Origin of the sequence: Pontibacter mucosus (genome assembly GCF_003054055.1) — a bacterium.
Taxonomy (GTDB): Bacteria; Bacteroidota; Bacteroidia; order Cytophagales; family Hymenobacteraceae; genus Pontibacter; species Pontibacter mucosus.
The window spans coordinates 422,100-443,543 of sequence record NZ_QBKI01000001.1 but is presented as its reverse complement, the minus strand read 5'-3'; the positions used below and the strand labels follow the sequence as shown (position 1 = coordinate 443,543).

16 protein-coding genes are annotated in these 21,444 nt (G+C 53.9%); 14 read left to right on the top strand and 2 right to left on the bottom strand.

Features of this window, described 5'->3' with window-relative positions:
- Nucleotides 1–6: 6 nt before the first annotated feature.
- Together C8N40_RS01965 and C8N40_RS01960 are read left to right on the top strand one after the other, a co-directional pair.
- Nucleotides 7–1,344 (top strand): M16 family metallopeptidase, encoded by a 1,338-nt coding sequence (locus C8N40_RS01965; RefSeq protein ID WP_108210111.1) that lies wholly within the window; start codon nucleotides 7–9, stop codon nucleotides 1,342–1,344.
- Nucleotides 1,345–1,472: 128 nt separating this feature from the next.
- Nucleotides 1,473–3,560 (top strand): M16 family metallopeptidase, encoded by a 2,088-nt coding sequence (locus C8N40_RS01960; protein ID WP_108210110.1) that lies wholly within the window; start codon nucleotides 1,473–1,475, stop codon nucleotides 3,558–3,560.
- Between the two features lie 751 nt (nucleotides 3,561–4,311).
- On the opposite strand, the gene C8N40_RS01955 is transcribed toward C8N40_RS01960, so the two are convergent.
- Nucleotides 4,312–5,220: a DUF72 domain-containing protein gene (locus tag C8N40_RS01955; RefSeq protein WP_108210109.1), complete on the bottom strand. Its 909-nt coding sequence runs from the start codon at nucleotides 5,218–5,220 to the stop codon at nucleotides 4,312–4,314.
- Between the two features lie 348 nt (nucleotides 5,221–5,568).
- Here C8N40_RS01955 and C8N40_RS01950 point away from each other — a divergent pair, with 348 nt between their 5' ends.
- From C8N40_RS01950 to C8N40_RS01895, 12 genes are all read left to right on the top strand, one after another.
- Nucleotides 5,569–6,069, top strand: a complete 501-nt coding sequence (locus C8N40_RS01950) for a septal ring lytic transglycosylase RlpA family protein (RefSeq protein ID WP_108210108.1) — start codon at nucleotides 5,569–5,571, stop codon at nucleotides 6,067–6,069.
- 223 nt (nucleotides 6,070–6,292) lie between these two features.
- A complete protein-coding gene (locus C8N40_RS01945; protein WP_108210107.1) occupies nucleotides 6,293–7,939 on the top strand; it encodes a TldD/PmbA family protein in 1,647 nt (548 codons plus the stop codon).
- 148 nt (nucleotides 7,940–8,087) lie between these two features.
- Nucleotides 8,088–9,404: a TldD/PmbA family protein gene (locus C8N40_RS01940; RefSeq protein ID WP_108210106.1), complete on the top strand. Its 1,317-nt coding sequence runs from the start codon at nucleotides 8,088–8,090 to the stop codon at nucleotides 9,402–9,404.
- A gap of 105 nt (nucleotides 9,405–9,509) precedes the next feature.
- The gene (locus C8N40_RS01935; RefSeq protein WP_108210105.1) at nucleotides 9,510–10,127 is read left to right on the top strand and encodes a DUF4159 domain-containing protein; all 618 of its coding nucleotides are present in this window, start codon (nucleotides 9,510–9,512) and stop codon (nucleotides 10,125–10,127) included.
- A 116-nt stretch (nucleotides 10,128–10,243) separates the two neighbouring features.
- Entirely contained in the window at nucleotides 10,244–11,239 is a 996-nt protein-coding gene (locus tag C8N40_RS01930) for an AAA family ATPase (RefSeq protein WP_108210104.1), read from the top strand.
- 287 nt (nucleotides 11,240–11,526) lie between these two features.
- Entirely contained in the window at nucleotides 11,527–12,066 is a 540-nt protein-coding gene (locus tag C8N40_RS01925; protein WP_108210103.1) for a hypothetical protein, read from the top strand.
- 53 nt (nucleotides 12,067–12,119) lie between these two features.
- Complete coding sequence (locus C8N40_RS01920; protein WP_108210423.1) at nucleotides 12,120–12,518, top strand: DUF1801 domain-containing protein; 399 nt, start codon at nucleotides 12,120–12,122, stop codon at nucleotides 12,516–12,518.
- Nucleotides 12,519–12,544: 26 nt separating this feature from the next.
- Nucleotides 12,545–13,438 carry a DUF58 domain-containing protein gene (locus C8N40_RS01915; RefSeq protein WP_108210102.1) on the top strand — a complete coding sequence of 298 codons (894 nt, stop codon included), beginning with the start codon at nucleotides 12,545–12,547 and terminating at the stop codon, nucleotides 13,436–13,438.
- Between the two features lie 174 nt (nucleotides 13,439–13,612).
- Nucleotides 13,613–15,100 carry a BatA domain-containing protein gene (locus C8N40_RS01910; RefSeq protein ID WP_108210101.1) on the top strand — a complete coding sequence of 496 codons (1,488 nt, stop codon included), beginning with the start codon at nucleotides 13,613–13,615 and terminating at the stop codon, nucleotides 15,098–15,100.
- The gene (locus C8N40_RS01905) at nucleotides 15,101–17,272 is read left to right on the top strand and encodes a DUF4175 family protein (RefSeq protein WP_108210100.1); all 2,172 of its coding nucleotides are present in this window, start codon (nucleotides 15,101–15,103) and stop codon (nucleotides 17,270–17,272) included. It abuts the gene before it with no gap.
- A gap of 735 nt (nucleotides 17,273–18,007) precedes the next feature.
- Nucleotides 18,008–18,508, top strand: a complete 501-nt coding sequence (locus C8N40_RS01900) for a DUF1905 domain-containing protein (RefSeq protein ID WP_108210099.1) — start codon at nucleotides 18,008–18,010, stop codon at nucleotides 18,506–18,508.
- A gap of 9 nt (nucleotides 18,509–18,517) precedes the next feature.
- Nucleotides 18,518–20,299, top strand: a complete 1,782-nt coding sequence (locus C8N40_RS01895) for a hypothetical protein (RefSeq protein ID WP_108210098.1) — start codon at nucleotides 18,518–18,520, stop codon at nucleotides 20,297–20,299.
- Between the two features lie 65 nt (nucleotides 20,300–20,364).
- On the opposite strand, the gene C8N40_RS01890 is transcribed toward C8N40_RS01895, so the two are convergent.
- Nucleotides 20,365–21,444, bottom strand: a complete 1,080-nt coding sequence (locus C8N40_RS01890) for a site-2 protease family protein (protein ID WP_108210097.1) — start codon at nucleotides 21,442–21,444, stop codon at nucleotides 20,365–20,367.

The window sequence follows — 21,444 nt, the reverse complement described above, 5'->3', positions numbered from 1 at the left end:
AAACACATGAAGAGCAAATTAATCATCTGCCTGTTGTGGTGCGTTACCAGCCTGTCGGCAATGGCGCAGAGCAATGGCAACAAGATTGAGTTTACCGAGTACACCCTCCCGAACGGCCTGCACGTTATCCTGCACCAGGATAACTCTACGCCCAACGTAGCGGTGTCGGTGCTATACCACGTAGGCTCCAAAAACGAAGTGGAGGGCCGCTCCGGCTTTGCACACTTCTTTGAGCACCTGATGTTTGAGGGCACCGAGAACATCGGCCGTGGCGAGTATAGCTCATTGGTGCAGAAAGCAGGCGGCGCCCTGAACGCCAATACCTCCTTCGACCGCACGTATTATTATGAGTTGCTGCCCTCTAACCAGGTAGAGTTGGGGCTGTGGCTGGAGGCAGAGCGGATGAAACATGCCAAGATTGACCAGGTGGGCGTGGAAACCCAGCGCAAGGTTGTGCAGGAGGAGAAGCGTGAGCGCATCGACAACCAGCCTTACGGCTCGATGGGCGAGAACGTGTTCTCGCTGGCCTATACCAAGCACCCGTACCGCTTTATGCCGATCGGCTCTTTCGAGGACCTGAATGCAGCCACTATCGAGGAGTTCCGCGACTTCTACAAGACCTTCTATGTGCCCAACAACGCTACCCTGTCGGTGGCCGGCGACATCAACATAGAAGACACCAAGAAAATGATTGAGAAGTACTTCTCGGGTATTCCGAAAGGAACCAAGGAGATTCCGCGCCCTAACATTACGGAGCCCAAGCAGACGGAGGAGCGTCGCAAAACGGTGTACGACAACATCCAGCTGCCCGCCGTTATCCAGGCTTACCACATCCCGGCACAAGGCACTGATGATTACTATGCCTTATCGATGCTGACTACGCTGCTTTCGGGTGGCGAGAGTGCCCGCCTGCCCAAGGCGCTGGTAGACAAGCAGCAGAAAGCCGTGGCCGCCGCCTCTATCCCTTTCCCGACCGAGGACCCGGGCCTGTTTATGGCCTTTGCCATTGCCAACATGGGCGTGGAGGTGGCTGACCTGGAGCAAGCCATGGACGCTGAGATTGAGCGCGTGAAAACAGAGCCGCTCACAGACCGTGAGTTCCAAAAGCTGCGCAACCAGGTAGAGAGCAGCTTTGTGCAGCAGAACCGCACCGTGGCCGGCCGTGCCGAGAGCCTGGCCAATTACCATGTATACTTCGGCGACGCCAACCTCATCAACACAGAGCTGCAGCGCTACCTGAACGTGACCAAGGAAGATGTGCAGCGCGTAGCCAGGGAGTACCTCACCAAAAACAACCGTGTGGTGCTGCACTACCTGCCAAAGTCAGCAGAAGCGAAAAAGTAGAAATTTTGGACAAAGGATGATTCGGACAAAGGACTTGATGACAAAAGACGAAGGATATACCATACATCTATAAGGTCTTTTGTCCTTTGTCACATAATCTTTTGTCAGGTTAAAATCTTAGAAATATCATGATAAAGAAATTTTATAGTACCGCCTTACTGTCGCTGGCACTGCTGTGTGTGATGCCGGCGCAGGCGCAGCAAACCACCCCTCCGGCTCCGGGCCCGGCCCCTAAAATTGAACTGGGCGAGTATAAGCACTTCACCCTGAAAAACGGCCTGAAAGTATACGTGGTGGAGAACCACAAACTGCCCGTAGTATCCATGTCGCTGGTGCTGGACCGCGACCCGATTCTGGAAGGCGAGAAAGCCGGTTATGTACAGGCAGCTGGCCAGATGATGCGTACGGGCACTTCCAACCGCACCAAAGACCAGTTCGACGAGCAGGTAGACTTTATCGGGGCTGATTTGAGCTTCTCCTCTACCGGCTTCACGGCTTCCTCTATGAAGAAGCACCTGCCCACCCTGCTCGACCTGACCACCGACGCCCTGCTGAACCCGAAGTTCACGCAGGAGGAGCTGGACAAGATTAAAAAGCAGATGAAGTCGAGCCTGGCGCAGGCCAAGGACAACCCGGATGCCATCGCCAGCCGCACCCGCAACCTGGTACTGTATGGCAAAGACCATCCGTACGGCGAGCTGATGACCGAGCAGACGGTGGATAACTTTACGCTGGAGGACATCCAGCAGTACTACAACGCTTATTACAAACCAAACATCGGCTACCTGGCCGTGGTGGGCGACGTGACGGAGAAGGAGATGAAGAAGCTCCTGAAGAAGTCGTTTGCCAAGTGGAAGAAGGCTGATGTACAGGAGGTGAAGTATGACCTGCCGCAGCAGCCGGAGCAGACGCAGGTGGTAATCGTGGATCGCCCAAGCTCGGTGCAGAGCTCGCTTATACTTACCAACCCGGTGGACATGAAGCCAGGCGCGGAGGATGCAGTGGCTGCCTCTTTGATGAACAACATCCTGGGCGGTGGCATGGATGCCCGACTGTTCCAGAACCTGCGCGAAACGCACGGCTATACGTACGGTGCCTACTCCTCTATCAACTCTGATGAAATTCTGGGCCGCTTTAACGCCAGCGCCAACGTGCGCAACGCCGTAACCGACAGCGCGGTGGTGGAGTTCATGAACGAGCTGCACAAGATACGTAACGAGCGTGTAACCGACGAGGAATTGCGCGATGCCAAGGCCTACACCATGGGTAGCTATGGCCGCGGCCTGGAGAACCCGGCTACGGTGGCTGTTTACGCCATCAACACGGCACGTTATGGTTTGCCAGCTGATTACTACTCAAACTACCTGAAGAAGGTAGAGGCTGTAACGGCAGAGGACATTCAGCGCGTAGCCCGAAAGTATGTGCAGCCGGACAAGATGTATGTGCTGGCCGTGGGCAACGCCTCTGAGATTGCCGATAAGCTGAAGAAGTTCGACAAGGACGACAGCCAAATCACTTACTACAACACGGTAGGCGAGAAAGTAGACCGTGCGGCCATGGGCGTTCCGGCTGGTTTAACCGCCGAGCAGGTGATCAACGACTATATCCAAGCGATTGGTGGCAAAGCCAACATCGAGAAGCTAAAGGATATCAGCATCACGAGCAATGCCACTATCCAGGGCATGACCTTGGTGTTTAAGCAGCAGCAGAAGGGCAACGACAAGTTTGCTGTGCAGGTGCTGATGAACAACAGCCCGATGCAGCGCGTGGTCATCAACGGCGATAAAGGTAAAATGGAAGCTCCGATGCAGGGCGTGAATCAGGAGATACCGAAAGAGCAGCTGGCCACGCAGAAGCTGGAGGCGAACCTGTTCCCGGTGCTGCTGTACGAGAAACTGGGCATCGAAACGAAGCTAACCGGCATAGAGGATGTAGACGGCACCCAGGCTTACGCGGTGGAGGTGAAGCAGCCAAACGGCCAGAAAGCCACCCATTATTTTGCCAAAGACAGCGGCCTTCGCCTGAAGGAGGTAAACAGCCTGGAGACGCCGCAGGGTGTTATCACCCAAACCAAAACCTACAGTAACTACAAGGAGGTAAACGGCGTGAAGTTCCCGTACGTGGTTGAAACAGTGGTTGGCCCGCAGACGATTAAAGCGGAGGTACAGACCATCGAGGTAAACAAGAACCTGAGCGACGATACGTTTAAGCTGTAAGGTTTATACTTGCTGATAAAGTAGAAAGCGGCTGCCCTTGTTAGGGCAGCCGCTTTTTTGTTTTTTCCCTTTTCCGCTGGGGGCATCTCGCTAAAGCATACTTCTATACTTGTCTTCACTTTCCTGGCTTCCTGCAAATCAAGCTACCCCCCATCGCTGGCGCGGGTTTGTAACCCGTGCCTTTCTATGATGTTGGATTTGCAATCCAACTGGCTTGAAAAGCCATACATTTACTTCGGCTATACTTTTTACACTTGCCAGCTTATACTTCCATAGCCAGCGCTTCCTTCTGTTTGAACTAAGCTATACTTCCATGAGTCACTGCTTCCCGCAACTCGAACCAAGCTATCCTCTCTAGCTGCCGTTCATCCTCTAGTTCGCACTTACCTATCGTTTCATTTCTGGCTTTCTGCCCTCCTAGGCCGGGAGGCCTCGCCTTCGGGTATCGCGCTGTCTACATTTCCTTTGCTCCTGACGTCGCAATGCCCTGAACGGGCACCGCAAATCTAGAAGGCGCTCAACCCAAAGGCTGGGATAAGGTCGATAGCCACGGCCATCACTGTCATCTCGATCTTTGGGAGAGATCTGTTTAGAATTCTAGTCAGATCTCTCACTGCGTTCGAGATGACAAAAAGTGTAAGTATAAATTCCCCGCCTTAGACTACCGAGAACGGGAGTTCGAAGGTAGCGAGCGCAGCTCTGAGGGGTTAGGGGTGGTTGGAGCCGGCAAAGTATAAACACAGAGAGGATATCAAAACAACTCCCCCTGCACCGGCTGCACGTACTTCTTCGGAGGCTTCAGGTCAAAGCCGCATACTTTGTTCAGCTTCTCAATGAGGTAAGTGGCAAGCTCCGGCGCCAGCGTGTTATCGGGCTCGTGCACGAAGAAGTATAACTGGCGCAGGCCGTTGGCAAACCACTCCTGCAGGCGCTCCACCCAGGCATCGATGCGGGTATAGTCTGTCGGGTGCAGGCCATTGCCCACAAAGCGGACCATGGCAGAGGGCGTGGTGAGGCGCATGTGCAGCACGTCACGACGGCCGGCCACATCGGTTAGTACTGTGCCCACTTTATACTTCTCCAGCACCTCGAAAAGCTCCAGGCTGGCCACGTTATCCACAAACCAACCCTCGTGGCGTAGCTCTACGGTAATGGGAATACTTTCGGGGATGAAAGCCAGGAAGGCCTCCAAATCAGGCAGTTGGTTGGGCGCAAAGTATGGCGGCAGTTGCAGGAAGGCTTCGCCTAGCTTATCCTCCAATCCGGCAATGGCGGTGCAGAAGGCGGTGGTTACGTCCTGGGTGCTGCGCAGGGCCGCCTCGTGGCTGATGAGCTGCGGAAACTTAGGACAGAACTTAAAGCCGCGCGGCGCCATGTTGCGCCAGCGGTCGATGGTGTCGGGGCTGGGGATGTGGTAGTGGGTGCTGTTAAGCTCGATGGTGTTAAACTGCTTGGCGTACCACAGCAGCGACTCCTTTTCGGGCATGCCGGCCGGGTAGTACTTGCCCACCCAAGCCTTGTTTACCCAAACAGGTAGCCCCACGTATACTTGCGGCTTTACATAGGAGCCCGAGCGCTGCAGCAGCGGCAGCGTGTCGGGATGGTTGGGGGGCAGCGTGAAATCTACGCGGCTGATGTCTGAAAGCTTTCCAAAGTCCATACTTCTACAAATATGCTATACTATACGTGCACCTGTTTGGCAACGGCAAATTAAGTATGATTTGCGGGTAGGCATGATCCAAAACTGGGGAAAAGTTCCACAATTAGGCCAAAATCGGCTTTGCCATGAAAAAATTTTTAATTATTTTTTATAGTCTATTTTCTATGCCTCGGATGTATGAAAATATAGCCATACGTGCTTTAAAGGGCGATTTCTGCATTATCTGACCTAGGATAAATTTACCCCGCCAGCCTGTACCCCTCCACACCAAACAGGCAATAACGCCGTAAAAGGCCTCGTTTAAAAACTAATTCCGTAATATTGCGGCTTCACCAACTATTAAGTTATATGGACCATAATAGAAAGTGCTTTATTTTTTTAGTAGCCATTTTTCTATTTATCGGCTTTAGTCAACCAACTTTTGCACTAGGCAACAACGCCAGCCAGGCTAAAGTACAGCAAGGCGAGGCATCGTGGTACGGCAGCCGTTACCACGGCAGAAAAACCAGCAGCGGCGAAATCTACAACAAGAACGAAATGACCGCCGCTCACAAAACCCTCCCTTTCGGCACGGTGGTTAAAGTAACCAACCTCGACAACAACCAATGGGTTATCGTGCGCATCAACGACAGAGGCCCCTTCGTGGGCGACCGCATCATTGATGTATCGGAGGCAGCCGCCCAGAAACTCGACTTCCATAGCCAGGGCATTGGCAACGTGAAGGTAGAGGTGCTGGAATCCAAGGCTGATATCGCTGCAGCCATCGGCTTCTCTTTTGAAACCCCGTCTTATGCTCAAAACGAGCTCGGCACCGGTATAGATTCCGGCAACTGGCTAAGTATAAGATAGGCGCACAGCAGCCTTTTTACTTCAGATGTTCGCTTATAGCGTGGTGCCTGCAAGGGCGCTGCGCTTTTTTTGTGCCTTTTTTGTCTAAAAGTATACTTGCTTCATCTATAAAAACCTCTTTTTAAGCTGATAAGCCATACTTATACTTTGAGAAATAAAATCGAATCGCTATACTTAGATAGCAAAACTGAACTCCTTATACTTTATCTAATCTTACAACACCTTGAAAAGACGAAATTTCCTTGAACTATCGGCGCTGGGGCTTGGGGGCTTGATGCTTCCTTCTATCCCGGTTTTCGGCGATGCTGTGTCGCCGGAGCGCTTGCTGGAAACCGTAGACCCGGCCCTGAAGAAGCGCCTTGCCGACGTGGCCCTGAACACGGCCAAATCCAAAGGCGCCTCCTATGCCGACGTGCGCATTGGCCGCTACCTGCAGCAGTACGTGTTTACCCGCGAGAAGCAGGTGCAGAACATCGTGAACGCGGAGTCTTACGGCGTGGGCGTGCGCGTGCTGGCAAACGGCACCTGGGGCTTTGCCGCCACCTCCGATGTAACCGACAAAGGCATTGCCAAAGCCGCCGAGCAGGCAGTTGCCATTGCCAAAGCCAACGCCAAGCTGCAGAAAGAGCCGGTAAGGCTGGCGCCGGTTAAAGGCTTCGGCGAGGTAAGCTGGAAAACCCCCATCGAGAAAAACGCCTTCGAGGTGCCGGTGGGCGAGAAAGCCGACCTGCTGCTGGCCGCCAATGCCAAGGCCCTGGAGAACGGCGCCAACTTCGTCAACTCGGCCCTCTTCCAGATAAACGAGCAGAAGTACTTTGCCTCCACCGACGGCTCTTATATCGACCAGGACATTCACCGCATCTGGCCAAACTTCACGGTAACGGCTGTAGATAAAGCCTCCGGCAAGTTTAAAACCCGCGAGGCCCTGAGCGCCCCGATGGGCATGGGCTGGGAGTACATGATTCCGAAGGCTTCTGAGAAAATAAAAGGGCCGGAGGGAACGGGCTTAACCGGTTACCGCTACGCCTACGATATGCTGGAAGATGCCGCCCTGGCCGCCAAGCAAACCAAAGAGAAACTGACGGCAAAATCGGTGATGGCGGGCAAGTATGACCTGGTGCTCGACCCGAACCACCTGGGCCTGACGATTCACGAATCAGTAGGGCACCCGCTGGAGCTGGACCGCGTGCTGGGCTACGAGGCTAACTATGCCGGTACTTCCTTTGCCACGCTGGATAAGTGGAAGAGCAAGAACTTTAAGTATGGCTCCGATAAGGTGAACATCTTTGCTGATAAGACGCAGAAGGGCTCGCTGGGCTTTGTGGGCTGGGACGACGAAGGCGTGAAGACCAAGCAGTGGGACCTGATCAAAAACGGTGTGCTGGTAAACTACCAGGCCATCCGCGACCAGGCGCACATCATCGATGAAAAAGAATCGCACGGCTGCTGCTACGCCGACAGCTGGAGCTCGGTGCAGTTTCAGCGCATGCCAAACGTGTCGCTGGCGCCGGGCAAGGAGAAGAAGAATGTGGATCAGTTGATAAGTGGTGTGGATAAAGGTATCTACATCGCCGGTCGTGGCTCCTACTCCATCGACCAGCAGCGCTATAACTTCCAGTTTGGCGGCACGGTGTTCTACGAGATCAACAAAGGCAAAATTGTGGGTCCGCTGGAGGATGTGGCTTACCAGAGCAACACCCAGGAATTCTGGAACTCCTGCGCCGACATGTGCGACGAGAGCGACTACCGCCTGTTCGGTTCGTTCTTCGACGGCAAAGGCCAGCCAAGCCAGATCAGCGCGGTATCGCACGGCTCTGCCCACACCCGCTTCAACGGCGTGAACGTGATCAACACAGCCAGAAAAATCTAGCGATTTTTTAGTTTAGAGTTAAAAGTTAATAGTTAAAAGTGGATATGTCGGAGACTGGTTACGCTTACAGCACCTCACTCTCTAACTTTCTAACCTTTTAACTTTCTAACTCCCTTAACTCATAACTCTCAACTCTTAACTTAAAACGATGGCAATATTATCAAAAGAAGAGGCTCAGGCGATACTGAAAAAGGCGCTGGGCTTTTCGAAGGCCGATGAGTGTGAGGTGACACTTAGCGGCAACACAGGCGGCAACATCCGCTACGCCCGCAACGAGGTATCTACCAGCGGCGCGGAAGAAAACACCTCGCTGGCTGTTGAGTCGCGGTTTGGCAAGCGCTCCGGCGTGGCCACCATCAATGAGTTCGACGATGCCTCGCTGGAGAAAGTGATCCGCCGCTCCGAGGAGATCGCGCGTCTGGCGCCCGAAAGCCCGGAGTATGTGGAGTTGCTCGGGCCACAGCAGTACATCACCACTAAAGCGCATTTCGATGCTACCGCTAAAATAGATCCGGCTTACCGGGCCGATGCTGCGGCCAAAAGTATAAAAGCTGCCACCGACAAGGGCCTGACGGCTGCCGGTTTCCTGGAGCACTACACCAACTTCACGGCCAAAATGAACAACAAGGGCCTGTTTGCCTACCATCCTTCCACGGTGGTGGATTTCTCCGTGACCATGCGCACGGAGGATGGCACCGGCTCCGGTTACGTAACCCAGGACTTCTCGGACGTAAGCAAGCTGGATACTGGCAAAGCCTCCGGCATAGCCGCGCAGAAGGCTGCCACATCGCGCAATGCCCGGGCTCTGGAGCCAGGCAAGTATACCGTTATCCTGGAGCCGGCCGCCTCTATAGACCTGCTGCGGAACATGTTCTTTAACATGGACCAGCGCAACGCCGAGGAGGGCCGCAGCTTCCTGAGCAAAGCCGGAGGCAAGACTAAGATAGGGGAGAAACTGCTGGATGAGCGCATCACCGTATACTCCGACCCAACCCACCCGGAGGTACCCACTTCTCCATTCGCAGGCGATGGCCGTCCGCAGAAGAAGATCACCTGGATAGACAAGGGTGTGGTGAAGAATCTGTACAATACTCGTTTCTGGGCCGCCAAAACAGGCGCTGCTTCAGTGCCTTCTCCCGGCAACGTGATTATGGAGGGTGGCAACCAGTCGCTGGAAGACATGATCAAAAACACCAAGCGCGGCATACTGGTAACGCGCCTGTGGTACATCCGCTCCGTAGATCCGCAAACCCTGCTCTACACCGGCCTTACCCGCGACGGTACCTTCTATATCGAGAACGGCAAGATCATGTACCCGGTAAAGAACTTCCGTTTCAACGAGAGCCCGGTTATCATGCTCAACAACCTGGAAGCCTTAGGTAAGCCGCAACGCATCAACGGCAGCCTCATTCCGCCGATGAAAGTACGCGACTTTACATTCACGAGCCTTTCGGATGCGGTGTAATTGCTGCTGATTTATACTTCAGATGCCGTATACAGCTCGCTGTATGCGGCATCTGTTTTCATACTATAACTCATAACTCTACACTCTTAACTCTTCACTAACTAAGTGCAACCCTTCACCTTCGTGCGCCTGCAATACCGCTCCGGCAACTGGGACACCGACCCGCGTATGCCGAGTAACCTGCTGCACTCGCTTATCCAGTACACCACGGTGCCGGTAAACGAGCAGGAGAAGGTGATTTCGTTGGAGAGTGCGGAGCTGTTTAACTATCCCTTCAGCTACCTGAGCGGGCACAAGCTGGTGCAGTTTAACCAAAAGGAGCGGCAGAACTTTGAGACTTATGTGAAGAATGGCGGCTTTGTGTTTGTGGACGATTGCAACCACGACATCGACGGGCTTTTTGCCAAGTCGTTTGAGGAGCAGATGCGGCAGATTTTCGGGGCAGGTGCGCTCAAAAAAATCCCGAACAATCATAAACTCTACCGCAGTTTCTTCACCTTCGAGGAGGGCCCGCCTACGACCAGCTTCGAGCTGAATGGCTGGGGCGACGACCTGGTGCACGACTACCTGAAGGCTATTGAGGTAAACGGACGCATTGCCGTGCTTTACAGCAACAAAGATTATGGTTGCGAGTGGGATTACGACTTCCGAAACAAGCGCTGGCTGGCCGAGGACAACACCAAGTTTGGCGTCAACATCATCATGTACGCGCTGATGAGTTAATTTGTAATGAATAATTATTAATGAGTAATGAATAGTATCTCAGTATAAAAGTCCTTCATTAGTAATCAACCATTGTTTATTACTCATTATTTATTCGTCATTAATAATTAGAACAAGTGACAGAGCAAGACATAAAACACCTGCTGGCAAAGCTGCCCCGGCTAAAGCAGGAGATACAGAAAGTAATTGTGGGCCAGGAGGAAGTACTCGACGAGGTGCTGATTACGATGATGGCGGGCGGACACGGCTTGCTGGAAGGGGTGCCGGGTCTGGCCAAGACGCTGCTCGTGCGCACCCTCAGCAATGCTATGGACCTGGGCTTTCGCAGGATACAGTTCACGCCGGACCTGATGCCGACAGACATTCTGGGTACAGAGGTGCTGGAAGAAGACCACGCCACCGGCAAGCGCTTTTTTAAGTTTAACGAGGGGCCGATTTTCTCCAACATCGTGCTGGCCGACGAGATAAACCGTACGCCACCCAAAACACAGGCCGCGCTGCTGGAGGCGATGCAGGAGCACGAGGTAACCTACGCCGGCAAAACCTATACTTTGCCCAAGCCCTTCTTTTTGCTGGCTACCCAAAACCCGATTGAGCAGGCCGGAACATACCCGCTGCCCGAAGCACAGCTCGACCGCTTCCTGCTCTTCATCAAAATAAAGTATCCCACCGAGCAGGAGGAACTCAACATACTTTCCAGTACCACCGGCACCAGGCAGGCACAGGTACAGCCCATACTTAGTGGCGACGAAGTCCTCATGCTACGCCAGTTGGTGCGCGAGGTAAGTATAAGCGAGGAGCTTCTGGGCTTTGTAAACCAATTGGTCCGCGCTACCCGTCCCGACAGCACAAGTATAGATTTCGTGAGGAACTACTGCCGCTGGGGAGCCGGTCCACGCGCCGGGCAGGCACTGATACTTACTTCCAAGGCAAGGGCCTTACTAAATAGCCGTTTTGCAGTTACTGCTGATGATATCACGACGATGGCCTACCCGGTGCTGCGCCACCGCGTGCTGGTTAACTTCGCCGCCGAAGCAGAGCGCATCACGCCGGACAAAGTGGTAGATGAGCTGCTGCAACGTATAAAGCTGCCTAAGGCGGTGCTAGTGTAAAATATCCAACCACCCCTAACCCCTCCTTGTCTAAGGCGGGGAACTAAAAAAGAATGCTCTTTCGAATTTGCAATCCGAAAGTATGAAAATCGCGGATTTGTAATCCGCAAAAGCAACGGTTATAGCTACTGGCAAGCAAGCGGATTACAAATCCGCTTCTAAACAAGCTCCGGATTGCAAATCCGAAGCAGCAGTAGAGAAAAACTGGCGCGGGTATCGAACCCGTGACGTGGAGTGGGTGCGAGTCTCCAGACTCGCTTGAATAAGTAAATCAAAAAAAGATACAGATGGAAGAGGTAGAAAACATAAAGCTGACGGAGGCTGGCACACAGCTCCTGAAGCGACTGGTGGGAGAACGGATCTGTTATTTCTTTACCGAAAGTATAAAAGTACACGCCACGGATAATAAGGTGCTGTATTGGGCGCCGGAGTTTGCGCTGGGCCTGACGAAGAACAAGCAGGACCAAAGCTTCATCAACATCAGCGCCGACTACAGGCTGTCTGCCAAGTCCTCTACCACTTATTATACTTTCGAGGTGGAGGAAAGCAAGACTCCGCTTCGCTGCGAAAAGCTGCTGCAGTCAGGGAAGCACTCGGAGATAAAGGTGCTGTCTGCGCCGGTACTCATGATTGAGGTGTACCAGGACTGGAACCAGGAGTTCGACGAAACCATCCACTACGACGCCGCCATCGTGTTCTACACCGATGCCCGAAAGTACATGCTGAAAGTGCGCGAGGAGTTAGTTGGTGGTGTGGATATCATACTGGATGAGGCAACTATAGAAGCAGAGTTAATGGACTTGAAGTTGCGGCAGAGCTTGGTGTAAAGCTCAAGACAAAACTTATAGGAGGTATCTATCAGCACGTAATGTTTCAGACTATGGAAAACGGAAGCAAAGAAGTAAGCAATTTTTTAGCAGAGCTGGAGCATCCGCTAAAAGAGCTCATTCTAGAGATTCGCAGCGCCATTACCAAGTCTAATCCTGGTTTGAAGGAGCACATCAAGTGGAACGCCCCGAGTTATGCTATCGACGGGGAGGATAGGGTGACGATGAAGCTGTTTCCGCCCAAAAACATTCAGGTGGTATTTCATACCGGGGCAAAGCCAAAGAAGCAACCCACAGAAAGATTGATAACAGATACAGCAGGTATCCTAAAATGGGTGGCAAATGATAGAGCCGTAGCGACTTTTAAAAGTAAAGAGGAGGTGCAGCGAAAAGCATCCGAATTTCAAAAAATCATCAACAGCTGGCTTAAGGCCTCGGCTAAGGCTGACTAAATTTTAAGTCACATACTTTATACTCCTTGAGCACCCACAAATTCATCGACCCGAAGGTACTGGCGACTATCAAAGACCTGCCGCTGTTGGCTAAAACGGTGGTGGAGGGCTTTTTGGCGGGGCAGAACCAGAGTTTGCGGCGTGGGGCGGGGCTAGAATTTAGCCAGTACCGCAGCTACCAGCCCGGCGATGACCTGCGCCAGCTCGACTGGAAGATGTTTGCCCGCTCCGACCGCTATTACATCCGCGAGGCTGAGGTAGACACCAACATCACGGTGCGGTTTATACTGGATGGCAGTGCTTCGATGGCGCATGAAGATGTGAACGGCCTTAGCAAGATGGAGTATGCACGGTTTCTGGTGGCCTCGCTCGCTTACCTGGCCACGACGCAGGGCGATGCCGTGGGGCTGTACGTGCTCCACGAGAACCAGCTCATCAACCTCACGCCGCGCTCCGACAACATGCACCTGCAGCGTTTCTGGCACCAGCTGGCCGAGGTAAAGCCGCAAGGCAAGTTTCCGGGTATGGAGGTGGCCGCCAACCTATTCGCCGACCGTCGGCAGAAAGAACTCACCGTTTTCCTGTCGGATTTGTACGAGCACGGGCACGAGATAAAAGACCTGCTGTACAAGCTGGGCGCACAGGGGCACGAGCTGCTGCTGGCCCACCTGATGAGCCGCAACGAGCTGGAGTTTTCCTACACCGGCACCCTCACCTTCGAGGACCTGGAAACAGGGCAAACGCTGCAGGTAAGCAGTACTGCCCATCGGCAGTTATACTTGGCCAAGCAACAGGAGTGGCTGCAGGAAATCGAAAAAGACATGCGCAACCGCCACATCGCCTACGACCGCTTCGTGACCGACGAGCCGCTGGATAAGGCGCTGAGGTCTTTCCTGCAAAAGCGGCTGCTTTATGGGTAATTTTGAATGAGCGAATGAGTGATGGAGTGAATTAGTAAATAAAAGCGGCACCTTGTCATCCTGAAAGGACCATGTGAAGGTAGGGCAAGCCATCAAACTTAGCCACCAAGATTCTTCCAGAATGACAGAAAAAACAACTTTTTAACTTTTTAACCTTCTAACTTTCCAGCTTTCTTGACCTTCCTCGCACCATACTTACTCCTCGCAGCGTCGGCTATACTTCTTCCGATTGCCATTCACCTGTGGAATAAACGGCAGGGGAAGACGGTGAAGGTGGGTAGTCTGCGGTGGCTGGAGGCCTCGGCGAGTAGCCGTTGGAGTAGTATAAAGCTCAGTAACTTCTGGCTGCTGGTGCTGCGCTGCGTCATACTTATACTTTTGGCCGTAGCGCTGGCGCAGCCGGTATGGGAGCATAGGGCACCGAAGCAACAGGGAGCAAAAGCAATCGTGGTGGGCGAAGAGTTGCTGTATACTTCAGCCCTTGCCTCTATCAAACCAACCATCGATTCACTGCTGCAGCGGGGTTATACTTTGCACGCGTACACGCCACAGTTGGAGCAAGTCACGCAGGAAGTATGGCAACAGATTAGCACTCGCACGCAGGATAGTGTAGTAACAAGCAAGTATAACTACTGGAGCCTTTTGCCACTGCTAACCAGCAAGTATAAAAACCCGCAGGACAGTGTGCTGCTCTTCACGTCAGACCAGCAGCAGTATTTTGCCGGCACCCGCCCAGAAACAATATTGCAGCACATCCGCTGGATTCCGGTGGCCACCGATAAAAGTATAACCTGGCTCCAAGCTGCCATCCAGACCTCGCCCGATAGCCTGCTGCTTCTGCTTGGCCACAGCTCCCGAGAGGGCACCAGTTATAGCAAGTATAAAGCTGCCGTATCAGCGCAAAGTATAAACCTGTCCGGCAACCAGCAACTGCAACGCCAGCAGGACTCGCTACAAGCCACTTTCTCAGGCCACAGCAGCAAGGTAAGAGTACATACCGAGCCGCTGCAGGTAGCTATACTTTCGGATGAGGCGCAACAGGCAGAGGTACGTTACCTTCGGGCCGCCATCCAGGCCATCAGCAGCTACACCGGCTTACCTATTCAGGTTAAAGCTGATACAGCACAAGCCGACTGGGTTTTCTGGCTTCGCAATGAGCCGCTGCCCCAAAGTATACATCAGCAGGTAAGGCAGGGGCTACAAGTATGGGTGCAGCAGGGGCAGAAACCTGAAAGTATAAAAACCAGCTTTACAGGAGCAGGTGGTGCAAGTATAAAAATGCATCAGCTTAACCAGCAACCGCCACAGCAACAAAACCAGGCATGGACAGCTTCGAACGGAGAGCCTATACTTTATGCTGAAGCCATCGGCCTGGGCAAGGTTTATACTTTCCGCAGCGGCTTTTCACCTGCCTGGAGCGAGCTGGGCCAGAGCGCGCAGCTACCGGAATTACTCTTACCACTGCTTTTGCCACAGCCACAGGCAACCTACGACTACCGCGCCCTGGACGAGCAGCAGTTGCTTCCACAAGCTTATATGAAGGCAGCTCCCGCAAGTACAGCTAAAACGGCGCAAACCCCGCTGCTGAAGTGGTTTGTTTTAGCGGCTTTTGCCTTATTTTTAATCGAGAGAATTATCGCCAGCCGGCGCAGCAATCTATAAATGGCCTTACCAGAGAGCATCCATATCTTACAGCGGATTCGCAGGCAGTACGTGCAGGCGAAACTGTGGCTCTATGCCTTGCAGGCGCTGGCGGCTATGTTGGTGGCAGTGGCCATACTTTGGCGCTGGCAGTTCGGGGCACCATTACTGGCTCTAACGGCCTTTGCTATACTTTCCACTGCTGTTTTATACTTTATACTTCGCTGGAGGTCGGTTTCGGAAGTTTCGCTGCAGCACGTGGCGCGCCACCTGAACCGGCAGTACCCGCAACTCGAGGACAGCACCGAGCTGCTCCTGCAGCAGCCACAAAACCTGCTGCAAAAGCTTCAGCAACAGCGCGTAACAGCAACGTTACAGGAGCTTCATCCCGATCAGCAGCAAACATTCACCCTGCGCAGCTCCGCCACCTATACTTTCCTGGCCCTGGCGCTATTGCTTTCTGTCGGGATTTTATATTTGCCGGCAGCAGCGCTCACCACACCCGAGGCAGAAAGTATACAGGTTGAGTTTCCGGAGGCTCCGGTGGCCGCTGCCGATACTGCCGCGCAGATTCAAAGTATAGACATCACTATCACGCCGCCCCGCTACACCGGCAAACAGGCTTACCAGGCAAAAACTCCGAACCTGCGTGTGGAGGAAGGTGCCACTGTTACCTGGCGTATCCGCACCAGCAAACCCGCACTCCTGCAGCTGGAGCTGAACGAGCAGTCGCCGCAGGCCTTTAAAAAGGGGCAGGAGGGTTATACTTTCTCGCGCAGCTTCACAGAACACGGTCTCTATACCATTAACCTGAACGGGCAAAAATCGGCTTTTTATACGTTAGAAATCATCCCCGACGAAGCCCCGGCCATTCAAATCAGCAAACCAAAGGAGTATACCGAAATCCGGCTGGGAGAGCAGCAGCGCGTCACCCTGCAGGCCAGCCTCACCGACGACTACGGCATCCGCGAAGCCAACATGATTGCCACGGTGGCTAAGGGCAGCGGCGAGGCCGTGAAGTTTCGGGAAGAGAAAATCAAACTGAACCTGAGCGGCAACAGTCGCAGCTACAGCATCAACCAAACACTGGATTTGCAGCAGTTGGGCATGAGTTTTGGCGATGAGCTATACTTTTACCTGCAGGCCTGGGACAACCACCGTGGCTACACCCGCTCCGAAACGTACTTTGTGCAAATCGAGGACACCACCATCGTAGAGGCCGACTTCGACATGACAGCCGGCGTGAACCCGGTGCCGGAGTACTTCCGCAGCCAGCGCCAAATCATCATCGACACCGAGAAGCTGCTGAAAGAGCAGAAAAGCATTCCTCGGGCTGAGTTTGAGGAGCGATCCAACAACATCGGCGTAGACCAAAAGCTGCTGCGCCTGCGCTACGGCAAGTTTCTGGGCGAGGAGTTCGAGAGCGGCATTGGTCCGGGAGGCGGCATCCCCGAGGGAGCGGAGGAGCACGAGGAGGAAACACACTTTGAAGGCGACGGCCACGACCACCCGGAATTCGAGAACCAGAACAGCCCCGAGGCCCTGCTGGACCCTTACCTGCACAAGCACGACATGGAGGAGGCCGCCACGCTGTTTGAGCCCACCGTGAAAGCCAAGCTGAAAGGCGCGCTGGCGCAGATGTGGGAAGCCGAGTTGCGGCTGCGCACGCACAAACCCAAAGAAGCCCTGCCCTTCGAGTACAAGGCCCTGCGGATGTTGAAGGATGTGCAGCAGTCGCAGCGGGCGTATGTGGCCAAAACCGGCTTCGAGGCCCCGCCGCTAAAAGAGCCGGAGCTGCGCCTGACGGGCGAACTGCACAAAATCACGCCGCTAAACGAGCAGCAAAGTATAAACCAGCAGCAGGAGCTGCCAAACACGCGCGCCGCCCTAAACTGGCTGGCAAAGTATAAACAGTCGGGCAAGTATAAACCGGCCGATGCGCAGCTGCTGGAAAAAGCCGGTCAGGAGCTGGCGGAACATGCCCTGGGCAACTCCGGCAAAAACCTACGGGCGCTGCAGGATGTGCGGCAGCTAATAACGGAGATAAGCGCCGGCAAAAAGCTATGTGCTTCGTGTTTGATAGCAGCGGAACAGGCCTGGGCAGAACTGCTGCCGCCGGTCAAACAAACACCACAACCGAGGCAGGCCGTACGAAGCAGGCTGGCAGAGGAGTATAGGAAGCGGATGAGGTAGAGAGTTTGGGAGTTTAGGAGTTAGAAAGTTGGAAAGTTAGAAGGGTAGAAAGTCTGGCAGTGTCGGGTCCAACCACCCCTGACCCCTCCTTGGCTAAGGCGGGGAGCCTGTAGTTACTTTGGCTGAAGCATAAGCTGCGTAAGCGACTGCTCCTTCAAAGTATGAGCCCACTCTTTCCCAAGAGGGGAATTGTCTGCAGCCGATTACACCCCTATTGAGCTTTGCTCGCAAGTTTCGAACTCCCGTTCTCACTTGTCCTCAAGGGGACAGCCTATACTTAGCAAAGGCAAAAGCTATCGAACCCTTTCCCAGCCTTTGGGTTGAGCGCCTCGAGAGGTTCCGGTGACGAGCGACAGCGAGGCAGCCCGAGGCACGAGGGCAGGAAGCGAAAGCAGCGCGATGCCCGAAGGCGAGGCCTCCCGGCCTGGGAGGGCAGAAAGTAGGAGGTGAAACGATAGGTTAGTGCGAACTAGAGGATGAACGGTTGCTAGTGAGGATAGCTTGGTTCAAATGGAAGGAAGCAATAGCTAGGAAAGCATAAACTAGCAAGTATAAGTATGGCTTTCAAGCCAGTCGGATTGCAAATCCGACATCATAAATAGGCACAAGTTGCAAACTCGCGCCAGCTGGTGAAGGAAGCAGCAGCTACAAGGGACACAAGCGGACGCTTGCGCCAGAAAAGTATAAAAGATATTAGCGGCAACAGATAAGTATAGCTGCAACAAAGAATAAAGTATGATAAACTTCCGAACCCACATCGGCTTACTCCAACACCTCCCCGGCATGCACTACCTGGAAGTGCCGCAGGACGTGGTGCAGGCCTTGGGCACGCTCAACATCCGCCTGATTTGCACCGTCAATGGTAAGCTGAAATTTCAGTGTGGCCTAATGGCCCTGGGCGAAGGCAGGGCCTACATCAGCATCAGCAAAAAGCGCATGCAACAGCTGGGAATAAAGCTGCACGACGAGGTAACGGTGACGCTGGAGAAAGACGATAGTACGTACGGCACCGAAGTGCCCGCCGAAATGGAGGAACTGCTGCAACAGGATGAAGAGGGGAACAGACGCTTTTTGCTGCTTAAGCCCGGCATGCAGCGCTACATGCTCAACCATGTGTCGGCGGTGAAGAACCCGCAGCTGCGCGTGGACCGGGCCATTACTTTAATCGAGAACCTGAAAAAGCTGCCGGAGGGCAAAGAGAACTTCCGGGCCATGCTGGGCCTGCCCCCGCGCTAAAGAACAAGTATGATGTACCCATCCTGGCTTTTAGCGATACCTGTCGTCCTGCTGCTTTTGTGGCTGGCCTGGCGCCGACCAAACCGGCAACGGCTAACCTGGCGGCTACTGGCCAGTGCCGTGGCCGGTCTGAGCCTGGTGCTGCTGATGTTTCCGCCTGCTATGAAGCAAGCCAACAGCCCCGGCACGGCTATACTTTTAACAGAAGGATATGAGGCGGATACGCTATCGGCACTGCTGCAAAAGCTGAAAGCCAAACCGCAAATTTATACTTATAAAACCGCTGCAGATAAGGGTGAGACGATAAACTCCCTAGTGGAGCTGCACCAGCGGCAGCCGGGTCTGCAGACGGTGCACCTGCTGGGCTATGGTTTACAAGAGGAAGAGCTTAAGCAAGTAAAGCACCTGCAGCTGCAGCCTCATCTGACGCCTGCTCCGGCCGGGGTATATTCTGTGAGGTGGCCATCAAGTATAAAACTTGGCGAGACCATAGAGGTGGCTGGCAAGTATAAAGCTGGACCCCAAAGTATAAAGCTCTACCTGCACGCCGCCGGCAAGGCACAGGACTCTGTAGAACTTTCTGCCGACAGTAGCCATACTTTCCGCCTTCGCTATACCCCCAAAGCACAGGGCCGCTATACGTATACGTTGCTGGCTAACACCGATACGCTGGGGCAGGTGCCAGTGCAGGTGGAGCCGCAACAGGAGTTGGGCGTACTGCTACTGGCCTCCTCCCCCAACTTCGAGTTCAAGTTTCTGAAAAACCACTTGGCGGAGTTGCAGCATCGTGTGGCACTACGCACCACCATCAGCAAAGATATGAGCCAGAGTGAGTGGTTCAACATGTCCCGCACCGACCTTAGCCGCATCACCCCAAAATTGCTGCAGGCTTTCGATGTGGTGATTACAGAGCCGCAGGCACTGCAACAAATGGGTGCCGCCGAAAGAAATGCGCTGCAGCGAGCTGTATCGGAAGAGGGACTAGGCGTACTGACGATTGCCGCTGCCCCTGTTACCAACCGCAGCACGGCCTTCTTTACCGATTTCAGTGGCAAACGGGTATCGCAGCAAAGCAGCCGCAGCACCCGCGTCCGCTGGACCTCTGAAGCCACTGCAAGCATTACCGCCGCGCCTTATACTTTGAATAACGCCGAAACTATAACAGGTTTGGTAGCCGAGCAGGGGGGGAACGTACTAGCGGGAGCAAAACGCGCCGGATGGGGGAAAGTGGCCCTGAGCCTGGTGCCGCAAACTTTCCCGTGGCAGCTGGAGGGCAAGCCCGAAGTATACGCCAGCTACTGGACTTCCCTGTTATCGGCCATGGCCAAAGAGCAGGTAAAAGAAAAGTTCTGGCAACTCGAAAAGCCGCAGGTGCCACAGCCCAACCAGCCGGTTATACTTGCCTTCACAGATTATACTTCGGATGGCGCCTCTGTGCCCACTGCCTCTGTTACAAGTATAGCTGATTCTATAAGTATACACCTGCCGCTGGCGCAGCATCCGCATCAACCCGAAAAGTATAACGCCAGCTTCTGGCCCCGCCGCAGCGGCTGGCACAAAGCAGAAATAGCCGGTACAGAACCATACTTTTTCTTTGTGCAGGATACTTCAGATTGGAAGTTTGAAAGTATAGCCAGCAGGAGAGCGGCCACCCAGGCCTTTGCCGCGCAGCAAAGTATAAAGCCTGCCGAGGCTTCCATCACTTACAAAGAAGAGCCCCTGCCGCTCATTTGGTTCTTTATACTTTTTGCGTTGAGCAGCGGATTTTTGTGGCTGGAGGAAAAGTTTTAGCGCAATGTCCTGAGTTCAGCGCTAATCTTTCACCCTAAAAACGAATAACGAGCAACCAACAACAACTACTGTGACAGCGCGGATTTAATGATGATAAACTCGTTGATATTATCGTTGTTGATAACGCCGGCCAGGCGGCCGTTTTCGAGCACGGGGTAAAGCGGGACGCGGGTTTTCTGAAGTTCGGTATAGGCGTCTGCGAGCTTGTCTTGCACGTTAAACGTCTTCACGTCCCCCGACATTACCTTGGCTACCGGTGTCTCCATCTGTTCTTCCTTCACAGCCTGTATCAGCTGCGAGCGCGTTAGGGTGCCCACCACCACCCCCTCCTGCTCCACGATAAACTCATGCTCCGATCCGGCAAGCAGCTTGTTCAGCGCATCGCGTACCGTGTCAGTTGGGGTTAAGGTCACAAAGTTGGTCATCATGCCCTCGCGCACGCTGTGGCCGCGCAGAAAATCCAGGTGCTGCACCACCATGTTCTCCGAATAGGCTCCAAAAAACACGAAAGCGCCGATTAGAATAAGGAAGGGGTTATAGAAGAATCCGACAAAGATAAAGAAGATGGCCAGCAGCTGACCCAGGTTTGCCGCAATCTGCGTGGCCCGCACCCGGCCCAGCTTAAAGGCCAGCAACGCCCGCAGCACGCGCCCCCCATCCATCGGGAAAGCCGGGATGGCGTTGAACACCACCAGCACCACATTCACAAAGAACAGCAGGTAAAAGAAGTTAGCGGGCGTAATACGCAGGAAGAATTCTTCGGTAGGCGTACCTTGCAGCGAGGGCAGCACCAGCCAAAGTATAAGCGCAATCACCACGTTAACGGCAGGCCCGGCCAAGGCAACCAAGAGCTCCTGTTTGGGCTTCTCGGGCATTTTCTCCAGGCTGGCCACGCCGCCAATGGGCAGCAGCGTAATCATCTTGGTATTGATGCCGTAATGCTTGGCCGTGAGCGCATGCCCCAGCTCGTGCAGCACCACGCAGAAGAAAACCGCCAGCACAAAACCGATGGCCAGCAGTATCGTCGGGGTGTCGCTGCCGCGCTGCGCCTCGGTAAAGGCCACCCATCCCAGCAAGAGCACAAACGTCCAGTGCACCAGTATTTTTATACCTGCCACCCTGCCTAAGTTCAGCGACCACTTCAT

Bases quoted from the DNA above. Each gene is read 5' to 3' on its own strand.
- C8N40_RS01905 (WP_108210100.1), top strand. From the start codon at position 15,101: ATGGCCTTACCAGAGAGCATCCATATCTTACAGCGGATTCGCAGGCAG.
- C8N40_RS01890 (WP_108210097.1), bottom strand. From the start codon at position 21,444: ATGAAGTGGTCGCTGAACTTAGGCAGGGTGGCAGGTATAAAAATACTG.
- C8N40_RS01950 (WP_108210108.1), top strand. From the start codon at position 5,569: ATGGACCATAATAGAAAGTGCTTTATTTTTTTAGTAGCCATTTTTCTA.
- C8N40_RS01900 (WP_108210099.1), top strand. From the start codon at position 18,008: ATGATAAACTTCCGAACCCACATCGGCTTACTCCAACACCTCCCCGGC.
- C8N40_RS01955 (WP_108210109.1), bottom strand. From the start codon at position 5,220: ATGGACTTTGGAAAGCTTTCAGACATCAGCCGCGTAGATTTCACGCTG.
- C8N40_RS01940 (WP_108210106.1), top strand. From the start codon at position 8,088: ATGGCAATATTATCAAAAGAAGAGGCTCAGGCGATACTGAAAAAGGCG.
- C8N40_RS01895 (WP_108210098.1), top strand. From the start codon at position 18,518: ATGATGTACCCATCCTGGCTTTTAGCGATACCTGTCGTCCTGCTGCTT.
- C8N40_RS01920 (WP_108210423.1), top strand. From the start codon at position 12,120: ATGGAAAACGGAAGCAAAGAAGTAAGCAATTTTTTAGCAGAGCTGGAG.
- C8N40_RS01925 (WP_108210103.1), top strand. From the start codon at position 11,527: ATGGAAGAGGTAGAAAACATAAAGCTGACGGAGGCTGGCACACAGCTC.
- C8N40_RS01960 (WP_108210110.1), top strand. From the start codon at position 1,473: ATGATAAAGAAATTTTATAGTACCGCCTTACTGTCGCTGGCACTGCTG.
- C8N40_RS01965 (WP_108210111.1), top strand. From the start codon at position 7: ATGAAGAGCAAATTAATCATCTGCCTGTTGTGGTGCGTTACCAGCCTG.